The sequence below is a fragment of the Mariniradius sediminis genome (assembly GCF_021491425.1).
In the GTDB taxonomy this organism is placed as follows: domain Bacteria; phylum Bacteroidota; class Bacteroidia; order Cytophagales; family Cyclobacteriaceae; genus Mariniradius; species Mariniradius saccharolyticus.
In genome coordinates, this window is record NZ_JAKEVZ010000010.1 from 72,269 (window position 1) to 95,370 (window position 23,102).

The following is a 23,102-nucleotide window of genomic DNA, read 5'->3' on the forward strand; positions in this document are numbered from 1 at the left end:
AAAATCCATGCCGGCATCCAATAACCTTCGTTCAACAAAATAATCTTTGGCTGAACACTGGGGTTTTTCTACTTTTACTCTCAATATCAGAGAGTATCGGCATCTGTTAGGTTTTTATTTCGAACAACATCAAACCCAAATATATATGTACCAAGTGCCTAGAACGATTTTTTCGGATGAACATGAGCTTTTCCGTCAGAGTGTAAGGGATTTCATTGCCCGAGAAATCACCCCCAACAATGCTGCTTGGGAAAAAAACAAACAGGTCAGCAGGGAGTCATGGAGGAAGTTGGGCGAAAACGGCTTCCTCTGCATGCAGGCTCCCGAGGAATATGGCGGCATGGGCATCGATGATTTCCGCTATAATGCCATTTTTATAGAGGAGTTGGGGCTTTCCAGTTGCTCGGGACCCGCGATAGGTTATCCGCTGCACAGCGATATCGTATTTCCCTACCTACTGCATTACGGAACTGAAGCTGCCAAGGCAAGGTACATCCCCGGGATGATTTCCGGGGTAATGATCGGTGCGATTGCCATGACCGAACCGGGTGCAGGTTCAGATTTACAGGCAATTCGCGCGACTGCAGAGGACAAGGGTGACCATTACCTGATCAACGGCTCGAAAACTTTCATCACAAACGGCTACCTCTGCGATGTAGTCGTAGTAGCCGCCAAAACAGATCCGACACAGGGAGCCAAAGGGATCAGCTTGTTTTTGATAGACAATTCCATGGCTGGATTTTCCAAAGGAGTACCCTTTGAAAAAGTCGGTTTGCATGCCCAGGATACGTGTGAACTGTTTTTTGAGGATGTGAAGGTTCCAAAGGAAAACCTATTGGGAAATGTCGGAGAAGGCTTCAAATATTTGATGACAGAGTTGGCACAGGAAAGACTTATCGTGGCCTTGGCAGCGGTTTCGCTCGCCGAATCAGCCTTTTTGTCCACCGTTGAATACGTAAAGAACCGTCCGGCTTTTGGAAAAATGGTGTCCGATTTCCAAAACACCCGGTTCAAATTGGCAGAGATGGGAGCCAAACTCGAGCAAGGCCGTATCTACTCCGATCAGCTTGTGATGCTGCACAATGCCAAAAAACTGGATGGAGCCATGGCTTCCTCGGCCAAGTATCTGATGACCGAACTCCAATGTTGGGTTTCCGACGAATGTGTGCAGTTGCACGGCGGCTATGGCTATATGTGGGAATACTCCGTGGCCCGGGCATTTGCAGATGCTAGGGTACAGCGGATCTATGCGGGGACCAATGAAATTATGAAAGAATTGATCGCGAGGAAGATATTGCAATGAGGTAATAAATCTAACCGAAATGCAAACAACAAAGCCACCACTCAAACAGAGATCAGGTGGTTTTTTTGTTTTTTTAAACACAACAATTATCGCCTATATTTAGTCATTCATCTACAAACCTTTATCAATCAAAACCCAAAATATAAATCCTATATGCACAACTTCCCTTGGTTTAAATTTTATCCCACTGCCGTGGACGCTGAAGTCAATGTCGAAGCTTACGATTCGGTGGTCAACCTGTTTGAAGAGAGTGTCAAGAAATTTGGTGATGCCATTGCCTACGAATGTATGGGCAAGACCTTGAGCTTCAATGATGTTGACAATTATTCCAAAAAGTTTGCCTCCTACCTTCAGAATGATCTGAACCTGAAGAAAGGTACCCGGGTCGCCATCCAAATGCCCAATTGCCTACAATATCCAGTGGCGCTTTTCGGGACGCTCCGTGCGGGGATGGTCGTGGTCAATGCCAACCCGCTTTACACACCACGGGAAATGAAGCACCAATTTGAGGACGCAGGTGCGGACGTGGTGGTGATTTTGGCGAATTTTGCTTCCAATCTTGAAACGATTAAAAGTGAAATCAAGGCGAAACATATCATCATTACCGAATTGGGTGACATGTTGGGCGGCTTGAAAGGGATGATCGTCAACTTGGTCGTGAAGCATGTCAAAAAGATGGTGCCACCGTACCAGATTGCCCGAGCAATTTCCTGGAAGGAAGTGATGTCCAAAGGCAGTGCATCCAAGTTTCGAAAGGAGGAAATGAAGCTGAATGACCTTGCCTTTTTGCAGTATACAGGTGGGACCACCGGGATATCCAAAGGCGCTGAATTGACACATGGCAATATCGTCGCCAACATGCAGCAGATCTCAGCTTGGATGAAGCCCAAGTTGAGGGAAAGAGAAGAAATCGTGATCACCGCCCTTCCGCTTTATCACATATTTGCCTTGACTGTCAACTGTCTGGCAATGATGAAAATCGGTGCACATAATGTCCTGATTACCAATCCTAGGGATATGGCTGGATTCATCAAGGAACTTGGGAAACATAAATTCACAGTCATCACTGGTGTAAATACATTGTTTAATGGTTTGTTGAACCAGGAAGCTTTCGGCAAGTTGGATTTCAGTTCCCTGAAAATCGCTGTGGGCGGCGGCATGGCCGTGCAACAAGCCACGGCAGAGCGTTGGCAGAAAGTGACGGGAGTACCCTTGGCGGAAGGTTATGGATTGACCGAAACATCGCCTGTCGCCACATGTAACCCGATAGATGGCACGGAACGGATCGGCACGATTGGGGTACCATTGCCGAATACCGACGTGAAAATCATTGACGACAATGGAAATGACCTGCCTATTGGAGAGCGTGGGGAATTGTGTATCAAGGGTCCTCAAGTAATGCGTGGATATTGGCAAAGACCGGACGAAACCGCCAAAGTGATGGACGGCGAATGGTTCAAAACCGGGGATGTCGCGGTCATGGATGAAGACGGATTTCTGAAGATCGTAGATAGGAAGAAAGAAATGATCCTTGTCTCAGGCTTCAACGTCTATCCCAACGAAGTTGAAAATGCCATTGCACTTCATCCAAAGGTTTTGGAAACGGGAGTCATCGGAATGCCAGATGACAAGTCTACGGAAAAGGTGGTTGCCTATGTAGTCGCAAAAGATAAATCCTTGACAGCAGAGGAACTGATAGCACATTGCAAAACGCAACTGACCAATTACAAGGTACCGAGGGAGGTCTATTTCGCGGACGAGTTGCCAAAAACCAACGTGGGAAAGATCCTTCGTCGTAAGATCAAAGAGATGCACGAAAAGACCCTAGAGGGGTAAACACAAAGGCAGGTAGAGATACCTGCTTTTTTTATTTCCGGAAGTTTCCTAATTTTTGAATAACTCTCCATTTACACCCAATATGACCTTTGACTATATCATTATCGGCGCGGGCTCGGCCGGCTGCGTGCTTGCCAACAGACTTTCCGAGAATCCGAAAAACAAGGTTCTCCTGATTGAAGCCGGACCAAAAGACAAGAAACTTGAGATTCAAATCCCTGGAGCCTATACCAAGCTTCACCGCTCTGAAGTGGATTGGGCATTTTGGACCGAGCCACAGGAACATGTCGATGGTCGGAGGATATACATCCCAAGAGGCAAGACTCTTGGTGGCAGCAGCAGCACCAATGCCATGGCCTACGTGAGGGGAAATCCGGCGGATTTTGATGAATGGGGAGCCTTGGGCAACAAAGGCTGGTCATACAAGGATGTACTGCCATTTTTCCAAAAATCAGAGCACAACGCCGACAATAATGGAGATTATTGTGGAAAAAATGGCCCGCTTCACGTGGGTTATTCCAAGCAACCACACTTCTTGGGGCAACAATTCCTCGAAGCTTGCGAAGCTGCCGGTATTCGGAAAAATCCCGATTACAACGGGCCTGAACAGCTTGGAGCTTCCATGTTGCAGTTTACCATCAAGGACAACAAGCGCCAAAGTACCGCCACCGCTTTCTTGAAACCTGTACTCCATCGTGGTAACCTTTCTGTCAAGACAGGGATGAAAGTATCAAAAATACTCCTTGAGGATAATCGGGCGATCGGTGTCGAAGTGATCAATAAAGACAATCGCATAGAAACTTTTCGATGTGGCAAAGAGGTCATCTTGTCTGCAGGGGCGATTCAATCCCCTCAGATCATGATGCTTTCGGGAATCGGCGATCGTGCATACTTGGAAAAGTTTGGAATCGACACCAAACACGATCTCCCTGGAGTAGGTCAAAACCTCGTAGACCACGTTTGGTCAGGCCTTTCCGCTTGGTCCAATGTGCCAACCGACAATCACTACATCAAACCCCTGCAAATGGGCAAGGAAATGCTCCGTTACCTTTTGTTAAATAAAGGACCCTTCGGGAACAGCATTCTGACGGCAAATGCTTTCCTTTCATCGAATGCGGGTGATGAGAAGCAGGACATCCAATTTCACTTCGCCGTATCCGCTACGGCAGCTGACTATAGTACAGACATTTATGATATCAAGACTTTTCCCAAAAAATCAGGCTTCAGCATCTTGGTAATCCTGTTGAAGCCCAAAAGTCGCGGATTTATCGGACTCAAATCCAAGGATCCGCTGTCCCCTCCATTAATTCAGCCCAATCTACTGTCAGATGCGGCAGACTTGGAAAAGCTGCTTTGGGGATTCGAAAGGGCAAAATCCGTCATGGAAGCCCCATCGCTGCGGTCTTTCCATGAAGGGAAGCTTTATTTACCTAAGGCATTTGATAGAAATTCCCTGGAATCCCATATTCGAAGGACTCTCGAAACCTTGTATCACCCCGTTGGCACCTGCAAGATGGGCAATGACAGGTTTGCGGTGGTAGACGAAAGGCTTCAAGTCCACGGAATTAGTGGCCTAAGAATCGCTGACGCATCGATTATGCCCACCATTGTCTCAGGCAATACCAATGCTGCCTGTATCATGATCGGAGAAAAAGCCGCGGATATGATCCTGCACGGGTAGAGCGTCGCTGTAAGTCTGAGAACATTTTTTCCAACAATGTGTGAACAAGAACAAAATTGACGGGGTTAAGAAAATGGAAGAAAGTCAAATCAAGCAAGCCAACCAGCATCATGGGAAAAAATAAAAAAATCGATTTCCCCATCCAAAAAGAGGAAAGCGAATGGAAAAAAGAACTCGATCCAATGAGTTACCATATTCTCCGTGAAAAAGGCACCGAGCGGCCATTTACGGGACAATACTACCTCAATAAGGACACGGGAATTTATGAATGCAAAGCCTGCGGAAATGAAATTTTCCGCTCTTCGGCAAAATATGACAGCGGCTGCGGTTGGCCATCCTTCACGGAACCCATACGACAAGAAGCCATCCTGGTGCAAATGGATTATTCCCATTTTATGATTCGGGAGGAAATTCTTTGTGCCAACTGTGGCGGTCACTTGGGGCATCGGTTCCCGGATGGCCCTAGAGACCGTGGAGGCATCCGCTACTGTATTAACTCTGCATCGATGGATTTCAAAAAACCTGAGGAGTAACCGGCCAATTGACGCGCCGGAATTTCTATTGTTTGTCGTCAGAACTTACGTTGATGCACGGGATGCCGGTTTTCGAGTACTTACCTATTGGAGGTTCAATCCTGTATTTCTCAATCTCAGACCTTACATCAACATCTTTCATTTGATAATCAGGCGTGTACCGCAAATCATCCCAATAGGTACTTTTAGGATCGGAAAACCTTCGATCTCCCGTTTCCCTCATCCAGTTAATTAGTTTCTCGCGGAGTTCCTCCTTTACAGGGCTGTATTTTTCGCTGTATGCGAGGTTATTTAGCTGGTAGGGGTCTTTCACAACATCGTACAGTTCTTCTTCGGGTCTCAAGCCAAACGATAGTTCAAAGAAATCAAGTCCGTTGTTCTGTTTGCCCTGCATCTGCATGATGAGAAATTTTGTGATCGAATTGTCGACATCACCGTATTGGCCTACTGACTGATGTACATGGGGATCTCCTGATGGCAAGCGATCTGGCATCATATTTCGGATGTAGAGGTATCGATCGGTTCGAACACCCCTAACTGGATAGCTGAGGTTCCCCTTTCGGACATTGGCGTGCCGCTCTCTTTCCAAAAATACCTCAGCCTTGCCGGGTTGGATTGCAGCGAACAAGGGCCAAAGACTGTCTCCACTCATATTTGGAATCGGAATCCCCATCGCTTCCAAAAATGATGGCGCCAAATCGATCAAGTTAACAAAACTCTCGATTCTGGTGCCTGCTCGAATCTTCGTAGGCCACCGAATAGCTAAAGGTACCTTTACGCCAAAATCATAAAGATTTGCCTTTGATCTTGGAAAAGGCATCCCATTGTCTGAGGTAATGACGACGACAGTATTATCCAATTCGCCGATTCGCTCCAAGGTTGCGATCAAATGCCCACACTCCCTGTCAAAACGCTCAACTTCAAAATAGTAATCCAAAATATCGTTCCTTACGCAGGCAAGATCCGGTAGAAATCCAGGAACATCAACGTCCTCCAACCTCATCCCTGCCTTTATTCCGGTATTGGGCTCGTAATCCCGGTGCGGATCTTGACTTCCAAACCAAAACACAAAGGGCTTGTCTTTAGGTCTTTCCGTAAGGAAAGCGTCAAAATCTTCAAAATTCTTTCCTGCTGGATTATCCGAAAGACCGGATACCTGAAAATCTCCCGGCCCCCATCCTTTTCGTGTGGAACCTACGAAATATCCGTTCTTCTCTGCCAAGTCGACATAGGTGGGAAACTTGGCAGGCCATTCGGACCACAGGTTGCCCCCACTCTCCAATTGATGCGGATATTTTCCTGTCAAGACTGCTGCGCGTGCGGGAGAACAAGACGGAGCAGCTGTAAAGGCATTGAAAAAAACCGCCCCTTCGGTCCCAATCCTGTCAAAGGTTGGGGTCCGCGCAACCTTGTCTCCATAGATTCCTGCATGCGGGAAAGACCAGTCATCCGCAATGATGAATAAAATATTTGGCCTTGAAGTCTGACTTGACTCGGCTTTTGGCACAAACCCGGACAAAAGTATAGATATCGCAAAGAGGATTTTCATATAAGCAAGAGGATTGGATCGAAATTAAACTTTTTCGGCAATTTAGGGCGATCTCTTTGCCGTCAATCCGCGATTGTCAACCTGAAGAGATGATCTTACGGATAATGTCGACCCCTCCTGTTTGAGTAAATACCTTAGCAAAAAGTATTTAAAGTTTCGGTTTAATTTCATATGTAGAAATTTAATTTGTATTTAAAATACATTTTTTTATATATTTACAGAAATATTAATCAGAGAATAAAATCTATCTCCCATTATTCACCCATAAACCACCAAAATAATTGAACAATATTCAATTCAATTGACTGGTTTTCAATTTTTGGTAAAAATGAAGGCTTACATCGTTACACTGTTGCTGTCTTTGGCATTCATTGAGTGCTTTGCCAATACTGCCTTTTTCGTACATGGTACCAAGGGTATTTTGGCCAAAAATCATGACTCGAAAAGCGGACATGGCATGCTGATCCAAAATCTACCTGGACAAGCGAAAATAGCCTATGGATTCCATCCTGATGATAAAGCAAAATGGACCTCGATCTATGGGTCAATCACTTTGAATCAATTTGGAAAGGAATTTCCGATTGGAGGCATCAACGAGGCAGGATTGGTCGTGGAGCACCTCTTTCTGGGTACGAGTGAATATCCCGAAACAAATGCTCCAAGTATTTCAGAGCTTGAGTGGATCCAATATCAACTGGACAACTTTGGGTCGGTGAGTGAGGTAATTGCAAATATCCATCGGCTTCGCATACGACCCTTGGAAACCGTACATTACCTGATTGCAGACCCCTGCGGCTTTTCGGCGATCATCGATTTTGTAGATGGTGAGGTTAGGTTTTCCGAAAAACAGGGTGAATTCCAAGTCATGACACAGGTATCGAGCGAAGTTGCACAGAAGTTTTTTTCCCAAAGCGAAGACAAATCTGCCAAATCAGAAAATAGCTCTTTCAACAAATACATGCTTTTGATGGGGCACCTGGGTGCTATCCCTCAGATGGATGTAAACCTGAGCTTTGATCTATTGGATATTTCCGCAAACAAGGCTGGGCAACAGAAAACCCAATGGGGAGTCGTGTATGACCTTGAGGAAAGGTGCATTTATATCAAAACAAACTCATATCCCCAAACCCGGCAGGTTTGTTTGGCGGACTTTGATTTTAAATCTAATTCAATGAGTTTGGCGAGTCCCATTCAAACAAAATCCATCAATTGGAATCCTATGAACCAAGGTACACATGCAAACCTGCTCGCTTTGGGACTTAAATATGATCGATTGAGGCTGGACGAGGCTTCGCTTGTCCAACATATGATAGATCCCTCAATATCAATTTTAGATACCGTCTACACCCAATACCAAGTGGACTTAGTGGTGAAATTTGTGACAAACAAGCCTTCAGGACTCGTCAGCTATATATTCAAACCAGATCAGCAGCCAAATCAGGCCGGTTTGGGGGTGAAGTCCGGACAGTTTATTGTCGAAAAAAAAGAAACCATTCGCGTGATTTACAATATGCCGAAGGCGCAGTTAGCCATGGCCTGTTTTCAAGACACCGAATTCAAAGGTAACCTCGAGGCAAAAATTGATGCAAACTCAAACGGCTTTTCTTTTCTCAGAACACAAAGTCTCCATTCCGGGAATATCCCAAGGTATGTAGATGCAAAAATCGATTTACGAACGGCTGCTGATATCACCGTCAGAATTAAATAAGAGCCTGGTAAACGAAAATCCCACTCAAAAATACAATAGGCTGGCTTCCAAATTTATGCGGTCAATTTCCAAATTCAGCGAATGTTTGGGTTGGCAGGCAATCCGAGTTTAATTAAATTGCCATCCCAAAAACATGCAAGGAATTGGACAAGCTAGTAATCGATATCGGAGGCACTAACGTAAAGGCTAAAATTGAGGGTCCTGAGGAACGCAGGAAACTTCCCTCCGGTCCTACCATGACACCACAGATGATGGTGGACGGGATCATTGAAATGACCAAAGACTGGCATTATGACGTCATTTCAATGGGCTTTCCAGGAGTTATCAAGCACGGACTTATCCAGACAGAACCTAAAAACCTTGGCGATGGCTGGGTTGGATTTGACTTTAACAAAGCCTTTGGAAAACCGGTAAAAATCCTAAATGACGCTGCCATGCAGGCCCTGGGATCTTATGAGGGCTCAGGGGTTTTGCTTTTTTTGGGACTCGGAACCGGGCTTGGCACCGCGATCATAGCAGAAGGTACAATCCTGCCCATGGAATTGGCCCACCTCAGTTACAAAAAAGGAACCTTCGAGGATTATCTCGGGCTTAGGGGACTGAACAAACTCGGGCCGGAAAAGTGGGAAAAGCACGTTCACTCAGTGGTGGAGCGGTTTGCTGATGCATTTTTACCCGACGATATTGTGTTGGGCGGCGGCAACTCCAAATTGCTGAAAACCATTCCTCAAGGCTGTCGTCTTGGAAACAACCATCTTGCGTTTGATGGGGGGTTTAAATTGTGGGAGTAAAGGCAGATTATCCAGACTAAATCTGTTCTTTCGGTAGTCCTTTGCTGAAAATCGGATGGCCTGTGTTTTTGACTTTAGCACTTTGTCTGGTTATGGTTGGGATTTTTTCTGCTCTTTTTCCAACTTTTTGAAATACCTTCTAAAAAGGAAATTGTGCCGCATTGCTTCCATGTTGATATTGAACTCCTCCACGCCTTTTTCGATCATCATGATACTCTGATGGATGGATTCACGGGTGGCAGAATCCTTCAGAATCAAGCCCGCGGTGCCCTGCCCTGCTTCCACTTCAGCGACCATCGCTTTGATTTCCAAAATGGTACGATTTGCTTCAGCAGTGGCCTTTTCGGCATCTTCGATGGTTTTGAAAAAACTATTGCTCATGACTGAGTCCGTAAATAATCTGTTGACAAGTCCGCCTCCGTTTTCCCAGGTATGCAACATCTCGTTGGCGGTCTTCCCAAGAGTCGTTGCTTGACTTCCCGCAGCTCTGAATGCGCCCAAGGTTGACTTCAACTCCTCGCTAATGGTCGTATCCCCCAACAACTTCCAAACACCTTCGCTAAGCTTGATCCGCTCAGTGATTTCAAATAGGTTTTCAGATGTCTTGGCAATTTGACCGGAAGTCACATCCAAGGCCTTGAATATGCGATCGGGATCGACTCCAGGCTGGGCGTAGAGAATATCGCCCTCCTCGATTGGGGGTGCGTCTCCCGCCTGTGGTACGATTTGGATAATTTTGTTCCCCATCAAGCCATCGGTGTTGATGGTTGTCATGGCGTTCTTTCGGATGAAAGGCCGCATTTTATTGAGCACATAGATTGTCACGTGAATGGTAGAGTCGTTGACCATTTCTACCGACTTGACGGTGCCGACATTGATGCCTTGGAATCGGACGTCATTGCCAGGAACCAGGCCGCTGACGTGTTCGACGACAGCCACAACGGTGATGGATGAGCCAAATATGTTCTGATTCTTGCCAATGATGTAGAGCATCATTACCAGGAATATCAATCCGGCCAACACCATCGCGCCCAATTTTGCGGTATTCATCATTTTGCTTTCCATAGTCACTAGGTGAAAAACTCTTTTATCTTCGGATCATTTGATTTTTTCAGGTTTTCGAAGGTATCATCGGCATAATTTCGACCTTCAATCAGCATGATTACCCGATTCGATGTAATGCGGATGCAATTCATATCATGGGAGATAATCACAGAAGTCGCATTGTACTTCTTCTGCACGGAAACCATAAGTTCACTGATCTCTCGTCCCGTAACTGGATCGAGTCCGGTCGTGGGTTCATCGTAGAGAATTACTTTAGGCCTTAATATCAGGGCCCTCGCCAAGGCTATCCGTTTTCTCATACCACCCGACAGCTCGCTCGGCATCATATCGATGGTATGTGCAAGTCCCACATCCGTCAAGGCTTCCATCACGGCGCTATACCCATTTTTTAATCTTTCCTCTTTGGTCCAATGTATCCGTAGAGGAAACTCAAGGTTTTGTCGAACGGTCATGGAATCATACAATGCGTTGCTCTGAAACAGAAAACCGATTTTGGATCGGAGATCGTCCAAGGGTTCTTGATCCAAGCCATTTATTTCATTACCCAATACTTTGATCGAGCCAGAGTCTGCATCGATTAGCCTGATGATGCATTTGATCAAAACGGATTTCCCAGAGCCTGATTTTCCCAAGATTACAAGGTTTTCGCCTTGGTTGACATCCATGGAAAAATCCCGCAAAACGTGGTTTTTGCCAAATGACTTGTTGACTTGGCGGACTTCTATGATTGGTGCATTTTCCATCATCAGTCTAGGTAAGTCCAAGTAAATCTGTGATCTGTACTGCAATCAGGTCGATGATAAATACCAGCAACGAGGCGACGATTACCGCTGTAGTCGCGGACCGTCCCACACCCTCGGTGCCTTTTTGGGAATAATAGCCTTTGTAACATCCTATGATGCCGATCGCGAAACCGAAGAAGAAAGTCTTGATCAGGGAGGGTAGAACATCCCCGTAATTCAGGACATTGAAAACCTGAAACCAATATAAATTCCAACTCACATTTCCCCGAATGTTTGCACCAAGGTATCCACCATATAGTGAAATCGCATTTGCGAGGCTACTCAACACTGGAAGCATCAACGTGGCGGCCATCACCCGCGTCACAACCAGGTATTTGAAAGGATTCGTTCCGGAGACTTCCATCGCGTCGATTTGCTCTGTGACACGCATGGACCCGAGTTCGGCCCCGATTCCAGAACCGATTTTCCCAGCACATATCAGTGCAGTGATCACAGGGGCAATTTCCCGGATAAGGGAAACTGAAACCATGGAGGGCAGCATGGATTCGGCACCAAATTCGACAAGCGTCGGCCGCGATTGAATCGTGAGCACAAGCCCCATGATAAAACCAGTTACCCCCACAAGGATGAGCGACTTGTAGCCGATCCAAAAACATTGGTTGAGAAATTCGGCATATTCTTGTTTGGGTTTCGCTATTTCCTTGAAAAAACGCTTGGTAAATAGCGCGATCTCTCCTATTTCTTTAAGAAACGGACTCTCTTTGATATATGTACTAAGCGGGTTCATTTTTCTGCCTTTACCAAATTTGATCAATTGGCTAGCTTAAGTTACCAATGTTAATCAGCGAAAATCATGATTAAAGTCAGTTTCGGTAAATTAGTCGAGAAAAGCAAATGACCTTTGAAAATTGACGAAAGTAGGCTCAAATGGGATTTCCAATATTTTCAGGAAACCTATCGATGGTACTTCCTACGCCAACCATCAAGCCTGGATGGGACCTGCAAATTACCATGATTACAGTTTCACCCACGACCGCTTTCCAACCGCAGTCTCTCCCAATCTATCTCGTAAGGTCATATGCTTAAAAGAATTCCATTTCTCCCAATTTTCAACTTAATTTGCGGCATGAATACGACGACCAAACCTTCTTTACTGGCAAAAGCCCAGGAGATTTTAAAGGAACAAATCAAAGACATCCAGCGCCAATTGGCGGAATTGCAGGAATCATCCGAAGTGGAGGAGAAAAGCTCTGCAGGTGACAAGTTTGAAACCCACCAAGAAATGCTTCACCAAACGAGGGATATTCTGGAAAAACGACTGTCCTCCAGCAAGGCAATGCTGGCCCAATTAAATGCGGTTCCTATCAAGCAGCTAGACTCCATTCAGGAAGGAACACTTTTCGAAGTTCCGATGGGCAGAATTTGGGTTTCCATCCCCATGGGCAAAGTAGTCATGGACGGAGTGGATTATCAGCTCGTTTCCAAGGACTCTCCCTTGGTGGCTGCACTTTGGAACCTAAGGAAAGGCGAAAAGGCTGATTTCAGGGGAAAAGGAATCGAAATCAAGGAGCTTGTGTGAAACCTCACTCAAGTTCAAGAAAGGTTTTGATTTCCGTTTTTCGCTAACTTTTGAACCCAAAACAGCAGCGATATTTTTCCTCGATATTTAATCCCGACCTGTCTCGACAAGTCGGGATTTTATTTTGTCCAACGTCAAACCGTTTTTGTAAATAACTTATCCTTTATCAATGGCCCGCGCATAATTTCTAAGTCGCCTTTTTGGAAATCCTGCCAAATCCGGAAAAAAACAAGGCATTGCCAGGCCAGACAAATGTTGAGAATGCAGCTTTTAATTTTTTGCTTTGATTCTTTGAATTAAGAATATTATTCCATTTATTACTCTGAATCACCCAATTCAAAGTATTTCTTTTATCTATATATAAAATGCATAGAATTTTATATTAAAGAGCGAAATACCTTTTACAAGGAGTATTCTGCAAAATACCCGAAACAAAATAGCTGGATTAATCACCCAATTCGCCAGCTGCTGTTTGATCACCCTGCAGAATTTCCTTCCAATTGGGCTAAATGTTATGAACGGGTTCGTGGCATGACTTGACCTCATCCAAAGGGTCTTGTTAAAAATTGGATCATTATGAAAAAATTTTACGCTGTATCATTCGCTTGGGCTTTCCTCTTGCTTGGGATGCTTTCCCTTGTAAACGAAGCGGTAGCAGCCCCGATTATCCGTGACGTATTTGTTTTTTCCGAATGTGAAAAAAGGGCGTCAATACGCGTACGAAACGGTGTTGCCCCATACACCTATGTATGGAGTTATGGTGGCAACGTCATCCAAACGGATGCAAATCTGACCGAAAGTGAATTCAGTACCATCGAGCAGGCCCAAGCAGGAGATTATACACTATTCGTCACCGATGCAGCTGGCAATACCTACACGGAGGTCATCAACTTCAAGGGCAGCACCAATTTTATCCTCAATATACTTTATGAGGAAGCCCAACAATGTGCTGGAGAAACTTTTGGGATAGTATATGGAACGATCGAAAATGGTATACCTCCATTTACGATCAATTTTTATGATGAATCAAACACACTTGTCCGCACCAATATCATCAGTGGACGCAATATTGACCTGAGTGGCGTTCCTGCGGGAAAATACCTCGTTGAAGTGATCGACGCGACAGGTTGTAAAGAGCTTACAGAGATCGAGATCGAAGAAGTCGAGCCTCTTGTCTTAAATCCAGCATCTGGTGCTGGTACTTTTCCTGAAACCTGCGTCGCAAACGGTGGGGTAAGTTTTGACGCCAGTGATTTCGAAGGTGAGGTAAGGTTCAGAATCAGAAGGTCCAACGGAACCTATGTGACGGATTGGATCGTAGCTCCAGGGGGACAAATCAGGTATGACCAACTTGCCGCCGGTGATTATGTGTTAGAGATTTCGGATCGATATAGACTGCCCGACTGTCCCGAAGAGCTGGTTTTCAACATCGCAAACGAGCAATTGCTCAACATCGTCCCTTCAGCTACCGGCGTGGTTTGCTTCGGTGAAACCAACGGGACTATCAGGCTTCAAGTGAACCGCCTGTTTATGGCGTTTCCATTTCCGCCAAATGAAGTTCGTGTAGACATCATCCGACCCAATGGTACCACTGCTTACAGCAACCAAAGCATTTCGATCGGTGCCACCAATGGAGAGAGAACATTTACAGGATTTGGTGCTGGCACGCATACCATTGTAGTAAGGCATGGAGGTGGGGATTACCCTGAATGTACCTTGACTTATACAGTCAACGTGCCTGCACCACCCGCACCGCTCACCGCATCCGTCACCACGACCTCCGAAATATGCTACGGCACCAATACCGGAACCGCGAGGGTAAACCGTTCCGGAGGCTGGGGTGGATACAAATTCAGATGGAGCGATGGACAAACAACGCGGACGGCATCAAACCTTGCACCCGGAAACTACACCGTAGAAGTATCTGATGCACAAGGATGTAAAATAGTACTAAATGTAACCATCGATGGCCCTCCAGGACCAATCAGCGCACAAACAGAAGTTCTTAAGGGACTCACCTGCGCCGGATCCAACGATGGATCCGCCCGGATTTTCAACGTTGCTGGCGGATGGGGAGGATTCACCTACCTATGGAGCAATGGAGAAAGTACTGCCACAGCATTCAACCTTCCTGCCGGCACAAATACCGTGAGGGTCAGAGATTCAAAAGGATGTGAGGTAGAATATACTGTCGAAATTCCAGTTCCAGATGCTCCAGCCGTGGAATATACCATTACCGACCCTACCTGTTTTGGAGCCGCAGACGGAAAAATCAGAGTCAGAATCAACGATTCAGGAAACGGTTTTAACGTAACCGTCAACACAATAACACAAACGGGCAAAAATGTCACGTTTGACGATCTACCAGCAGGTCAGTATGAAGTCGTCATTTCCTACGGGACGAATTGCGCGATCACGGATTTTGTAGATGTAACCAATCCGCCACAATTGGTCATCAACGAGAATAACCTACAGATTACTAACATCCTTTGTGCAGGAGACAACAATGGATCAATCACTGGTCTAACCGCAAGTGGTGGTACCGCTCCCCTCAGCTACCAATGGCAAAAGGAAATTTCTGGCGTTTTCACGGATTTGGCTGGAAAGACACAGTTGGATTTGACCAACCTTTCAGGCGGAGTATATAGACTTATTGTAACAGATGCCAACGGATGTACCGTCTCAAAAGATTACACGGTAACCGAGCCGGCACCTTTGGCAGTTGGGCCACCGACCATCGTCAACGTAGTTTGTGCGGGGGAATTCTCAGGCTCGGTCAGCTTTACGATCTCAGGCGGAACCGCACCCTATTCTTATTCACTCAACGGGGGAGCCTTCACAACAACTTCAATTGGTGACGTCACCATCGGAGGATTAGGCGCATCTACCAACAACTTTGTCGAAATCCGCGATGCAAATGGATGTGTGGTTCCAAACATCAACTTCGACATTACCTCGCTCCCAGGGATTTCTATCAGTAATCCAGTTATCCAGCAAGAAACCTGTTTTGGCCAAGGAAACGGCGGCATCAGCATCACCATCGGTGGTGGTACCGGCAGTTTGGGTGTGGAATGGTTTGTTGCAGGTGATTTCTCAACTGTTATTTCCACAGATCAGAACCTTACCAACGTCGGTCCAGGTCAATATACCGTAAAGGTATTTGATGTCGGAAACAACTCCTGTTTTGTCCAGGAGACGTTCACTATTCCTCCTACACCTGAATTGGTGCTTGGCTTGGATGGACCACCTGTCAACGTGCTATGCTTTGGCGAAAGTACAGGTGCGATCAACATTGCCGTTTCCGGTGGTACTGGGTCATATACTTATGCCTGGACAGGACCTAGCGGATTCACCTCTTCCCAGAAAAACATCAATGGTCTGGCTGCAGGTCTTTACAATGTGACCGTCACCGATGCCAACGGATGTATAAAAGAGCTAAAGGACATCCTCGTTTCAGAACCTCCAAGTGCGATTGTCATCAACCTTTTGACCAAAATCGAGCCGAAATGCTTTGATTCCACAGACGGCAGGATCGAGGTACAAATCGGTGGCGGCGTGCCGACCTATTCGATCCAATGGCAAAAGGAGACAAGTCCCGGCGTTTTTGACCCGATCCCGGGCACGAGCCCTACCCTATCAAATATTGGGTCGGGAACCTACAAAATACTTGTAACAGACGCCAACGGCTGTACCAACGAACGGATCATAGACCTCGCCGCACCCGCACCTTTGGTAGTAACGCTTGTGTCAAAAGATGATGTCACTTGTCATGGCCGTAATGATGGCCGAATCACAATCAACGTGGCCGGCGGTACAGGCTTGTATTTCTTCAGTTGGGATCATGGATTTATCAACCAGAATCCTTCAAACCTCAGCGCAGGAATTTACAGCGTAACGGTCACAGACGCCAATGGATGTAGCACCAGGTTGGAAAACATCGAAATCATCCAGCCTGATCCTCTTGATATCAACTTAGTGAATATATCTGGTCCAAGCTGCGCTTACACTGATGGCAGCATCGAAGTAGATTTTGTGGGATGGATTCCGGGCTTGAGTACGAGCAGGTGGATCAAATTGGCAGACAATTCGATTGTGGCAGAAAACACCAACACGATCACAAATCTGGCTCCGGGCTTCTACAGAGTAGAGTACAGCCTTTCTGGCGCATGTACAGTAACCAAAACCTACAGCGTTCCCGGACCAAGCCAGCCCTTGACTTTGTTTACCAATCCACAGGACGCAAGCTGTCCTGGTGAATCTGGTATCCTCTTCATCAATGCGATTGGCGGCGTTCCTTCCTACACCTACTCGATATTTGTGGGTGGCGTTTGGCAAGTGATTACCAACTCAATCCTTTCCGGATTGACTGCGGGTACTTATGACGTCAAAGTAACGGATGCTGCAGGTTGCGAGGATTTCTCCACCATCACAATCGACGAACCAAATCCACCTGTTTTCGATGCTGAAGTAGAAAAACATGTGACCTGCTTTGGGGGGTCTGACGGAGCGATCAGGTTTGCAGTATCTGGTAATACCACAGGAATCGTGGTTCAGTGGTATAGAAGGCCAATCATAGGCGGGCTTATTCCAATAGCTGAGGCAGATCTGGGTAACCTGATCGCTGGCACCTATTTCATGGAAATCACCTACGCCGGTGGCTGTAAAATCAACTCTCCAGACTATATCATCAACCAACCTGATGAAATTGTAATCAATACCTCCATTGTGCAGCCAGTCTGTGAGGGAGACTTGGGAAGATTCACCCTGAACCTCGCCGGAGGATCGCTCGGTAAGACCATTCGTGTCACTTCGATCAATGGCTATTTGAAGGAATTTGTCAATGAAGATGCCGGAAGCTTCCTATTCGAGAACCTCCCAGCAGGTGACTACGAATGGTTGGTCGACGATGCCGGCTGTCCAGACAGGATCGGCACGTTTACCATCATCAATCCAATCAAACCAACTTTCACGGTCACATCCCAAGATGTAAGCTGTTTCGGTGCAAATGACGGCCTATTCCAAGTTGTCAATCCAACGGTACAGGGCGGCAGAACATACACTGTATTTGTGAACGGGGTGTCCCAAGCCACCCAAACTTCGTTCATCAACATTGCTCCAGGAAATTACCTAATCAAATTGGTCGACAACCTTGGTTGCGAATCCGATCCGGTTTTGGTCGTTGTTTCCCAACCATCCAGACCTTTGGAGATTTCTGATTTGGTTGCCGAAAATGTGAACTGCTTCGGCGGAAATGTCGGTGCGATCAGGTTCAAAGTACTTGGTGGCCGACCAAACTACACCGCATTGCTGACTCCGCTTTCAGGTCCAACACAGTCACTATCAGCGATGGCGGAGGATACGGAGTATTCCTTCTCTGGATTGGTTGCCGGTTCCTACACGCTAGAAGTGCGGGACAAAGATGGCGTCTGCTTGGCGACTGAGACGGTTACCATTTCACAACCATCAACCTTGGCCGTTGCTGCCACTGCGGGCATGATCGCTTGTGTGGGAGGTACTACATTTATAGATCTCACCATTTCAGGTGGAACAGAACCGTACACGATTCTTTGGGAAAAATTCAATGCTGGTACCAGCACCTGGGAAACCTTGACCGAGACAAACAGACGCATTGAAGGCGTAACGGCCGGTCAATATCGGTACACGGTGACTGAGGCAAATAATTGTTCCGTCGTCACAGACACCGTCACAATCGCCGATGGAATACCTGTAACGCTGACCTCAGTGGCCAATCCGATACTCTGCTTCGGCGAATCCGCCCAAGTGACCTTGACAGCGTCGTCCGGAAGCTCTACCAATTTCACCTATTTCGTCAACGGTAGCCAGATTTTCGGCAACCAGTTCCCTGCCAAGGCAGGATCCTACATCGTCTATGCGGTAGACAATGTCCGCGGCTGTAAATCAGATGACGTGATTATCAACGTGACGCAACCGGCTTCTCCGTTGAGCCTGAAATCTATCGTGACAGAAGACCTGAGCTGCTTTGAGTCTGCCGACGGCAGCATTACGCTTACCCTCACCGGAGGGACGGCGCCTTACACCATTACCTTCCAAGGAAATACCTATAGTGCCCTAGATGATCAAGCCCTAGTGTTTGGTAACCTGCTGGCAAATGTAACTTATACATTCAGTGCTGTTGATGCCAATGGCTGCTCGGTGAATATTCCTCCGAGAACCCTTGGCCAACCGCTGCCATTGCAGGCTACCGCAAACCTCCAGTCCATCGTTTGCTTCGGTGGTACTGGAGGTATTTCCCTCCAAATCACTGGTGGAACCAAACCTTACATAATCGAATGGTCCTATTCTCCGGATAATTCAGCCTTCTCGGTTGTACCGGCACATGCTGACAAAACCTCAATTAGTGGGCTCGTGGCAGGATTCTATCGTTATAAAATATCCGACGGAGGATGTGCGGATATTATTGAGACCGTTGAATTGGCTCAACCGCCACAGGTAATCCTCGCAGCAGTACCTACAGATGTTTCTTGTTTCGGAGGAAACGACGGAACAATCACTTTCTCTCCATCCGGCGGGGCATTTTCTACCTATAGAATTTTCTTCAATGGCCAGGAAATTGCCGGCAACACGGTCACTGGGCTCACAGCAGGTGTTTACAACGCCTTCGCTATGAACGGAACCTGCCGATCCGATGTCATTCAAATTGTTATCGCGCAGCCTGCAGCTCCTTTGTCAGCGACTGTGACCTATCTCGATGAGGTACCTTGTTTTGGGGACGTTTCAGACATTGGACTAAAAATCATTGGCGGTAACGGAGGATACAGGGCTTTCTTGAATGGAACTGAAATCCCTGTACCAGTCAGCGGCGATGTGACCTTCTCTGACGTGGCGCCTGGATCCTATACCATCAGGGTCGTGGATTCAAAAGGCTGTGAATGGACCACTGCTATCTCGATCGAAAATCCTGATCCTGTGGAAATCCTTCTTGAAGAAATCATCGATATCTCTTGTTTCGGCGGATCGGATGGACAAATCAAGGTAAATGTCCTTGGTGGATCCGGTGGATACAGATATGAGTGGCGAAACGCCACGGGTCAAGTTGTCGGGAATGCTGAAGACTTAACCGATGTACCCGCTGGACTCTACACGCTGACAGTAACGGACGAAAACAATTGTGTTGCCTCCGAAACCTATGAGGTCAAGGATACCACTCCTGTTGACTTTGTTCTAAGTAGCACGAATGTCAATTGTTTTGGCTCCCAAAACGGAACCATCAGTGTGGTGGCGTCGGGCGGAAAGCCAGGCTACACATTGGTTATTGATGGAATTCAATATGGTAGCTTGACAGCAACAGGACTTAGACCTAAGAAATATTTTGTCTTTGTCATGGATGCAAATGGTTGCTCCTCTCCTATCCAGGAAGTGGAAATCACGCAGCCGCCTGCGCTGAATCTTTCTGTAAATTCTGCTGACATCACTTGCTACGCGGCAAACAACGGCGAGGCTTCCATTACAATCTCCGGCGGTACGGCCCCATACAGCGTAAGGTGGTCTGACGGAAATGTAAGTGAATCCAGAACAGGCCTAGCTCCTGGAAACTATGAGGTGGTCGTCACTGACGCCAATGGCTGTATCATCAGAAGCAATGTCGTCATCAGACAGCCAGATCCCATTTTTGTAACCGCAACCTCTATCCCGGTGAGTTGCTTTGGTGGAAGTGATGGTGCGATGAATCTCGAAATCACAGGAGGAAATGGAGGATTCTCATTTGTTTGGACTGACAAAGCCACAGGCGCGGTCGTCAGTACTCAACAAAATCTTCAAAATGCACCCGCCGGGGTTTATCAAGTCGTCATTAAGGACGCGAAAGGTTGCGAGGTTATCCGAGAATACATCGTCACGCAGCCTGCAGAACCGCTCACTGTAACTGGAATTGTCAGTGACGTGAGATGCGCCGGTGAAGGCAATGGCGGCATCGAGTTGATCGTAACGGGCGGAACGGGTCCTTACACCTATAGCTGGTCATCGGGCGAAACCACGAGAGGAATTTCCGGTAAATCCGGCGGTTCGTTTACCGTAACGGTTGTCGATGCCAAAGGCTGCTCTGTTACGCAAACCTACGACATTGACGAGCCTAAGCCATTGATCGTAGATCTGGTGGACTTGGTAGATGTTTCCTGCAAGTTCGGATCCGACGGTCGCATTAAATTGAACATTACAGGAGGAACGGGCAAATACAATATCCAGTGGAGCAACGGTCGCAATACTCCAGAAATCACAGGTTTGAGGGCTGGACTTTACACGGTATTTGTCATCGATGAGAACTCTTGTTTTGTCAGCATCCAATACGAGGTAAAAGAACCCGCCGAGGAACTGTCTGTCAAGGGATTCACCTCAAGTGAGTTGTGTAAGTTTGACGGCGTGATGGAACTGGTACTTGAAGTAAAAGGCGGCACCGCTCCATATACTTATGCTTGGTCCAATGGCGCCACCACCAAAGACTTGTTTGGATTGCTACCGGGTGTTTACTCGGTCGTCGTAACAGACGCCAAGGGTTGCGTGGTCCAAGGCACCTACAATGTTCCTGTTCCTTCGCCTCCGATGAATCTGCAATTCAGCGGGAAAATGGCTGTTTGTACCGCAGGTGAGCGTGGACAAATCATCGCCGATGTCACAGGTGGCGTGGGTCCTTACAAATACCTTTGGTCGAATGGAGATACTACCTCCACGATCACTGATTTGCTACCTGGTACTTATGAATTGGTAGTAACCGACGCAAATGGCTGTACCGTCATGGGTACCGCAGAAATTGCTCCGCCATTGAACCTGAGGGTTGGCTTGGTTGCGATCAAATCGGTCTCCTGCTTTGGCGGACAAGACGGCATGATCCAAGTTGAGATAACTGGCGGAAGGGCTCCTTACAAAGTATCTTGGAGCCATGGACTCAAGAACCAATTAACAGCAACAAACCTTGCGGCTGGTATTTACACAGTGACGGTCGAAGATGAAGTCGGCTGTATCGTCACAGGAACTTACAACATCCGTGAGCCAGAATTACTCAACTTCCGCGAGACCGTGGTGGATGTAAGATGCTTTGGTCAAAACAATGGCTCGATTACACTTACAGTGACCGGTGGGGCTGCACCTTACTCCTACAAATGGTCAAATGGCGCCAACAGCCGTGTGGTTAGAAACTTGGCTCCAGGTACTTACAGCGTCATCATCACCGACAGAAACGGTTGTACCACTGGTGGTAGCTTTGCGATCAACGAACCGGATCCCTTGCAGATCATTGATGACTACAGCGACATTTTGGATTGCCATGGTGATCAAAACGGCTACATCAATATCAACGTAGTGGGCGGTATCCAACCATATAAAATAACTTGGTCCGACGTTCCTGGCCTTGAAAGCTACAATAGGTCCAATCTTGGCGCAGGAACATATACAGTGAAAGTCGAAGATTTCAATGGGTGTGTAGTCACAAAAACATTTGAAATCAAAGAACCACCTGTCTTGGAAGTGAGGCTGTTCACGCGTTGGGATGTGGATTGTGAGAACAAGTTGTTGACTGGCGTTGCTTGGCTGCAAATCAAAGGCGGAACCCCTGACTACAAAATCGAATGGAACACAGGATCTGCCAATGTGTTGGAAACCAACTTCTACGACGCTGGTGAAATACGCGCTGTGGTCACTGACAGAAATGGATGTCTAGTCGAAGTATCCAGAGTTGTGGATAAGCCGCTGGCATTTACCGAAGCAGAATTCACCTACACAATCATCTCCTTGGGCACGTTCGGCGAAATTCTCGTCAACGACCCTGTACAGTTCGTGGACAAGACCCTAGGAAATGTCGTGTCGTGGGAATGGGATTTCGGTGACGGCAATACCAGCACCGATCAAAACCCTGTACATACCTACAAGAAACCCGGGGTCTACATCATCACCCTCAAGACCTTCGACGCCTTGGGCTGCTCTTCCGAATCGAGTCTTGTGGTCGAGGTATTGGCTTCCTACAGAATCCTTGTTCCTGATGCCTTTACACCAAATGGCGACGGGCTAAACGACTACTTCATGCCGAAGATGAGAGGTATCGATGAATTTGAGATGTTGATCTTCAACAAGTGGGGCGAACTCATCTACACCACTACCAGCAAAGAAATAGGCTGGGATGGTACACTCAACGGCAAATTGAGCCCTAACGGAAATTATGTGTACAAGCTGGTCTTCAAAGCCATGGATGGCGAAAAAGGCAGTCAGACAGGAGTATTCACCTTGGTATTGTAGTCACCATGCAATACCAAGGCTTTCTATATGATAAGTTCAAATGATTGGTTC

The 23,102-nt window shown here is 46.8% G+C and carries 12 protein-coding genes; 8 read left to right on the top strand and 4 right to left on the bottom strand.

The window, feature by feature from the left end; translation table 11 throughout:
• Positions 1 to 145 precede the first annotated feature (145 nt).
• From L0U89_RS13645 to msrB, 4 genes are all read left to right on the top strand, one after another.
• Positions 146 to 1,303 carry an acyl-CoA dehydrogenase family protein gene (locus L0U89_RS13645; RefSeq protein ID WP_234862030.1) on the top strand — a complete coding sequence of 386 codons (1,158 nt, stop codon included), beginning with the start codon at positions 146 to 148 and terminating at the stop codon, positions 1,301 to 1,303.
• Positions 1,304 to 1,456: 153 nt separating this feature from the next.
• On the top strand, positions 1,457 to 3,139 hold the full coding sequence (locus L0U89_RS13650; RefSeq protein ID WP_234862031.1) for an AMP-binding protein: 1,683 nt from the start codon (positions 1,457 to 1,459) through the stop codon (positions 3,137 to 3,139).
• An 82-nt stretch (positions 3,140 to 3,221) separates the two neighbouring features.
• On the top strand, positions 3,222 to 4,820 hold the full coding sequence (locus L0U89_RS13655; protein ID WP_234862032.1) for a GMC family oxidoreductase: 1,599 nt from the start codon (positions 3,222 to 3,224) through the stop codon (positions 4,818 to 4,820).
• A 110-nt stretch (positions 4,821 to 4,930) separates the two neighbouring features.
• Positions 4,931 to 5,353 (top strand): peptide-methionine (R)-S-oxide reductase MsrB, encoded by a 423-nt coding sequence (gene msrB, locus L0U89_RS13660; protein WP_234862033.1) that lies wholly within the window; start codon positions 4,931 to 4,933, stop codon positions 5,351 to 5,353.
• A gap of 25 nt (positions 5,354 to 5,378) precedes the next feature.
• Here the strand turns inward: msrB and L0U89_RS13665 are convergent, their stop codons facing one another.
• Complete coding sequence (locus L0U89_RS13665) at positions 5,379 to 6,902, bottom strand: sulfatase family protein (protein ID WP_234862034.1); 1,524 nt, start codon at positions 6,900 to 6,902, stop codon at positions 5,379 to 5,381.
• Positions 6,903 to 7,230: 328 nt separating this feature from the next.
• Between L0U89_RS13665 and L0U89_RS13670 the strand changes: the two genes are divergently transcribed.
• Entirely contained in the window at positions 7,231 to 8,610 is a 1,380-nt protein-coding gene (locus L0U89_RS13670; protein ID WP_234862035.1) for a linear amide C-N hydrolase, read from the top strand.
• Positions 8,611 to 8,753: 143 nt separating this feature from the next.
• Positions 8,754 to 9,401, top strand: a complete 648-nt coding sequence (locus tag L0U89_RS13675; protein ID WP_234862036.1) for an ROK family protein — start codon at positions 8,754 to 8,756, stop codon at positions 9,399 to 9,401.
• 90 nt (positions 9,402 to 9,491) lie between these two features.
• Here the strand turns inward: L0U89_RS13675 and L0U89_RS13680 are convergent, their stop codons facing one another.
• The 3 genes from L0U89_RS13680 to L0U89_RS13690 are packed head-to-tail and all read right to left on the bottom strand — an operon-like array spanning position 9,492 to position 11,996.
• The gene (locus L0U89_RS13680) at positions 9,492 to 10,451 is read right to left on the bottom strand and encodes an MlaD family protein (RefSeq protein ID WP_234862037.1); all 960 of its coding nucleotides are present in this window, start codon (positions 10,449 to 10,451) and stop codon (positions 9,492 to 9,494) included.
• 20 nt (positions 10,452 to 10,471) lie between these two features.
• On the bottom strand, positions 10,472 to 11,212 hold the full coding sequence (locus tag L0U89_RS13685; protein WP_234862105.1) for an ABC transporter ATP-binding protein: 741 nt from the start codon (positions 11,210 to 11,212) through the stop codon (positions 10,472 to 10,474).
• A gap of 4 nt (positions 11,213 to 11,216) precedes the next feature.
• The gene (locus L0U89_RS13690; protein ID WP_008630487.1) at positions 11,217 to 11,996 is read right to left on the bottom strand and encodes an MlaE family ABC transporter permease; all 780 of its coding nucleotides are present in this window, start codon (positions 11,994 to 11,996) and stop codon (positions 11,217 to 11,219) included.
• Positions 11,997 to 12,335: 339 nt separating this feature from the next.
• On the opposite strand from L0U89_RS13690, the gene L0U89_RS13695 reads away from it, so the two are divergent.
• Both L0U89_RS13695 and L0U89_RS13700 read left to right on the top strand, forming a co-directional pair.
• Positions 12,336 to 12,788 carry a hypothetical protein gene (locus L0U89_RS13695; RefSeq protein WP_008630485.1) on the top strand — a complete coding sequence of 151 codons (453 nt, stop codon included), beginning with the start codon at positions 12,336 to 12,338 and terminating at the stop codon, positions 12,786 to 12,788.
• Positions 12,789 to 13,364: 576 nt separating this feature from the next.
• Entirely contained in the window at positions 13,365 to 23,051 is a 9,687-nt protein-coding gene (locus L0U89_RS13700; protein WP_234862038.1) for a T9SS type B sorting domain-containing protein, read from the top strand.
• The last annotated feature ends 51 nt before the right edge of the window (positions 23,052 to 23,102 follow it).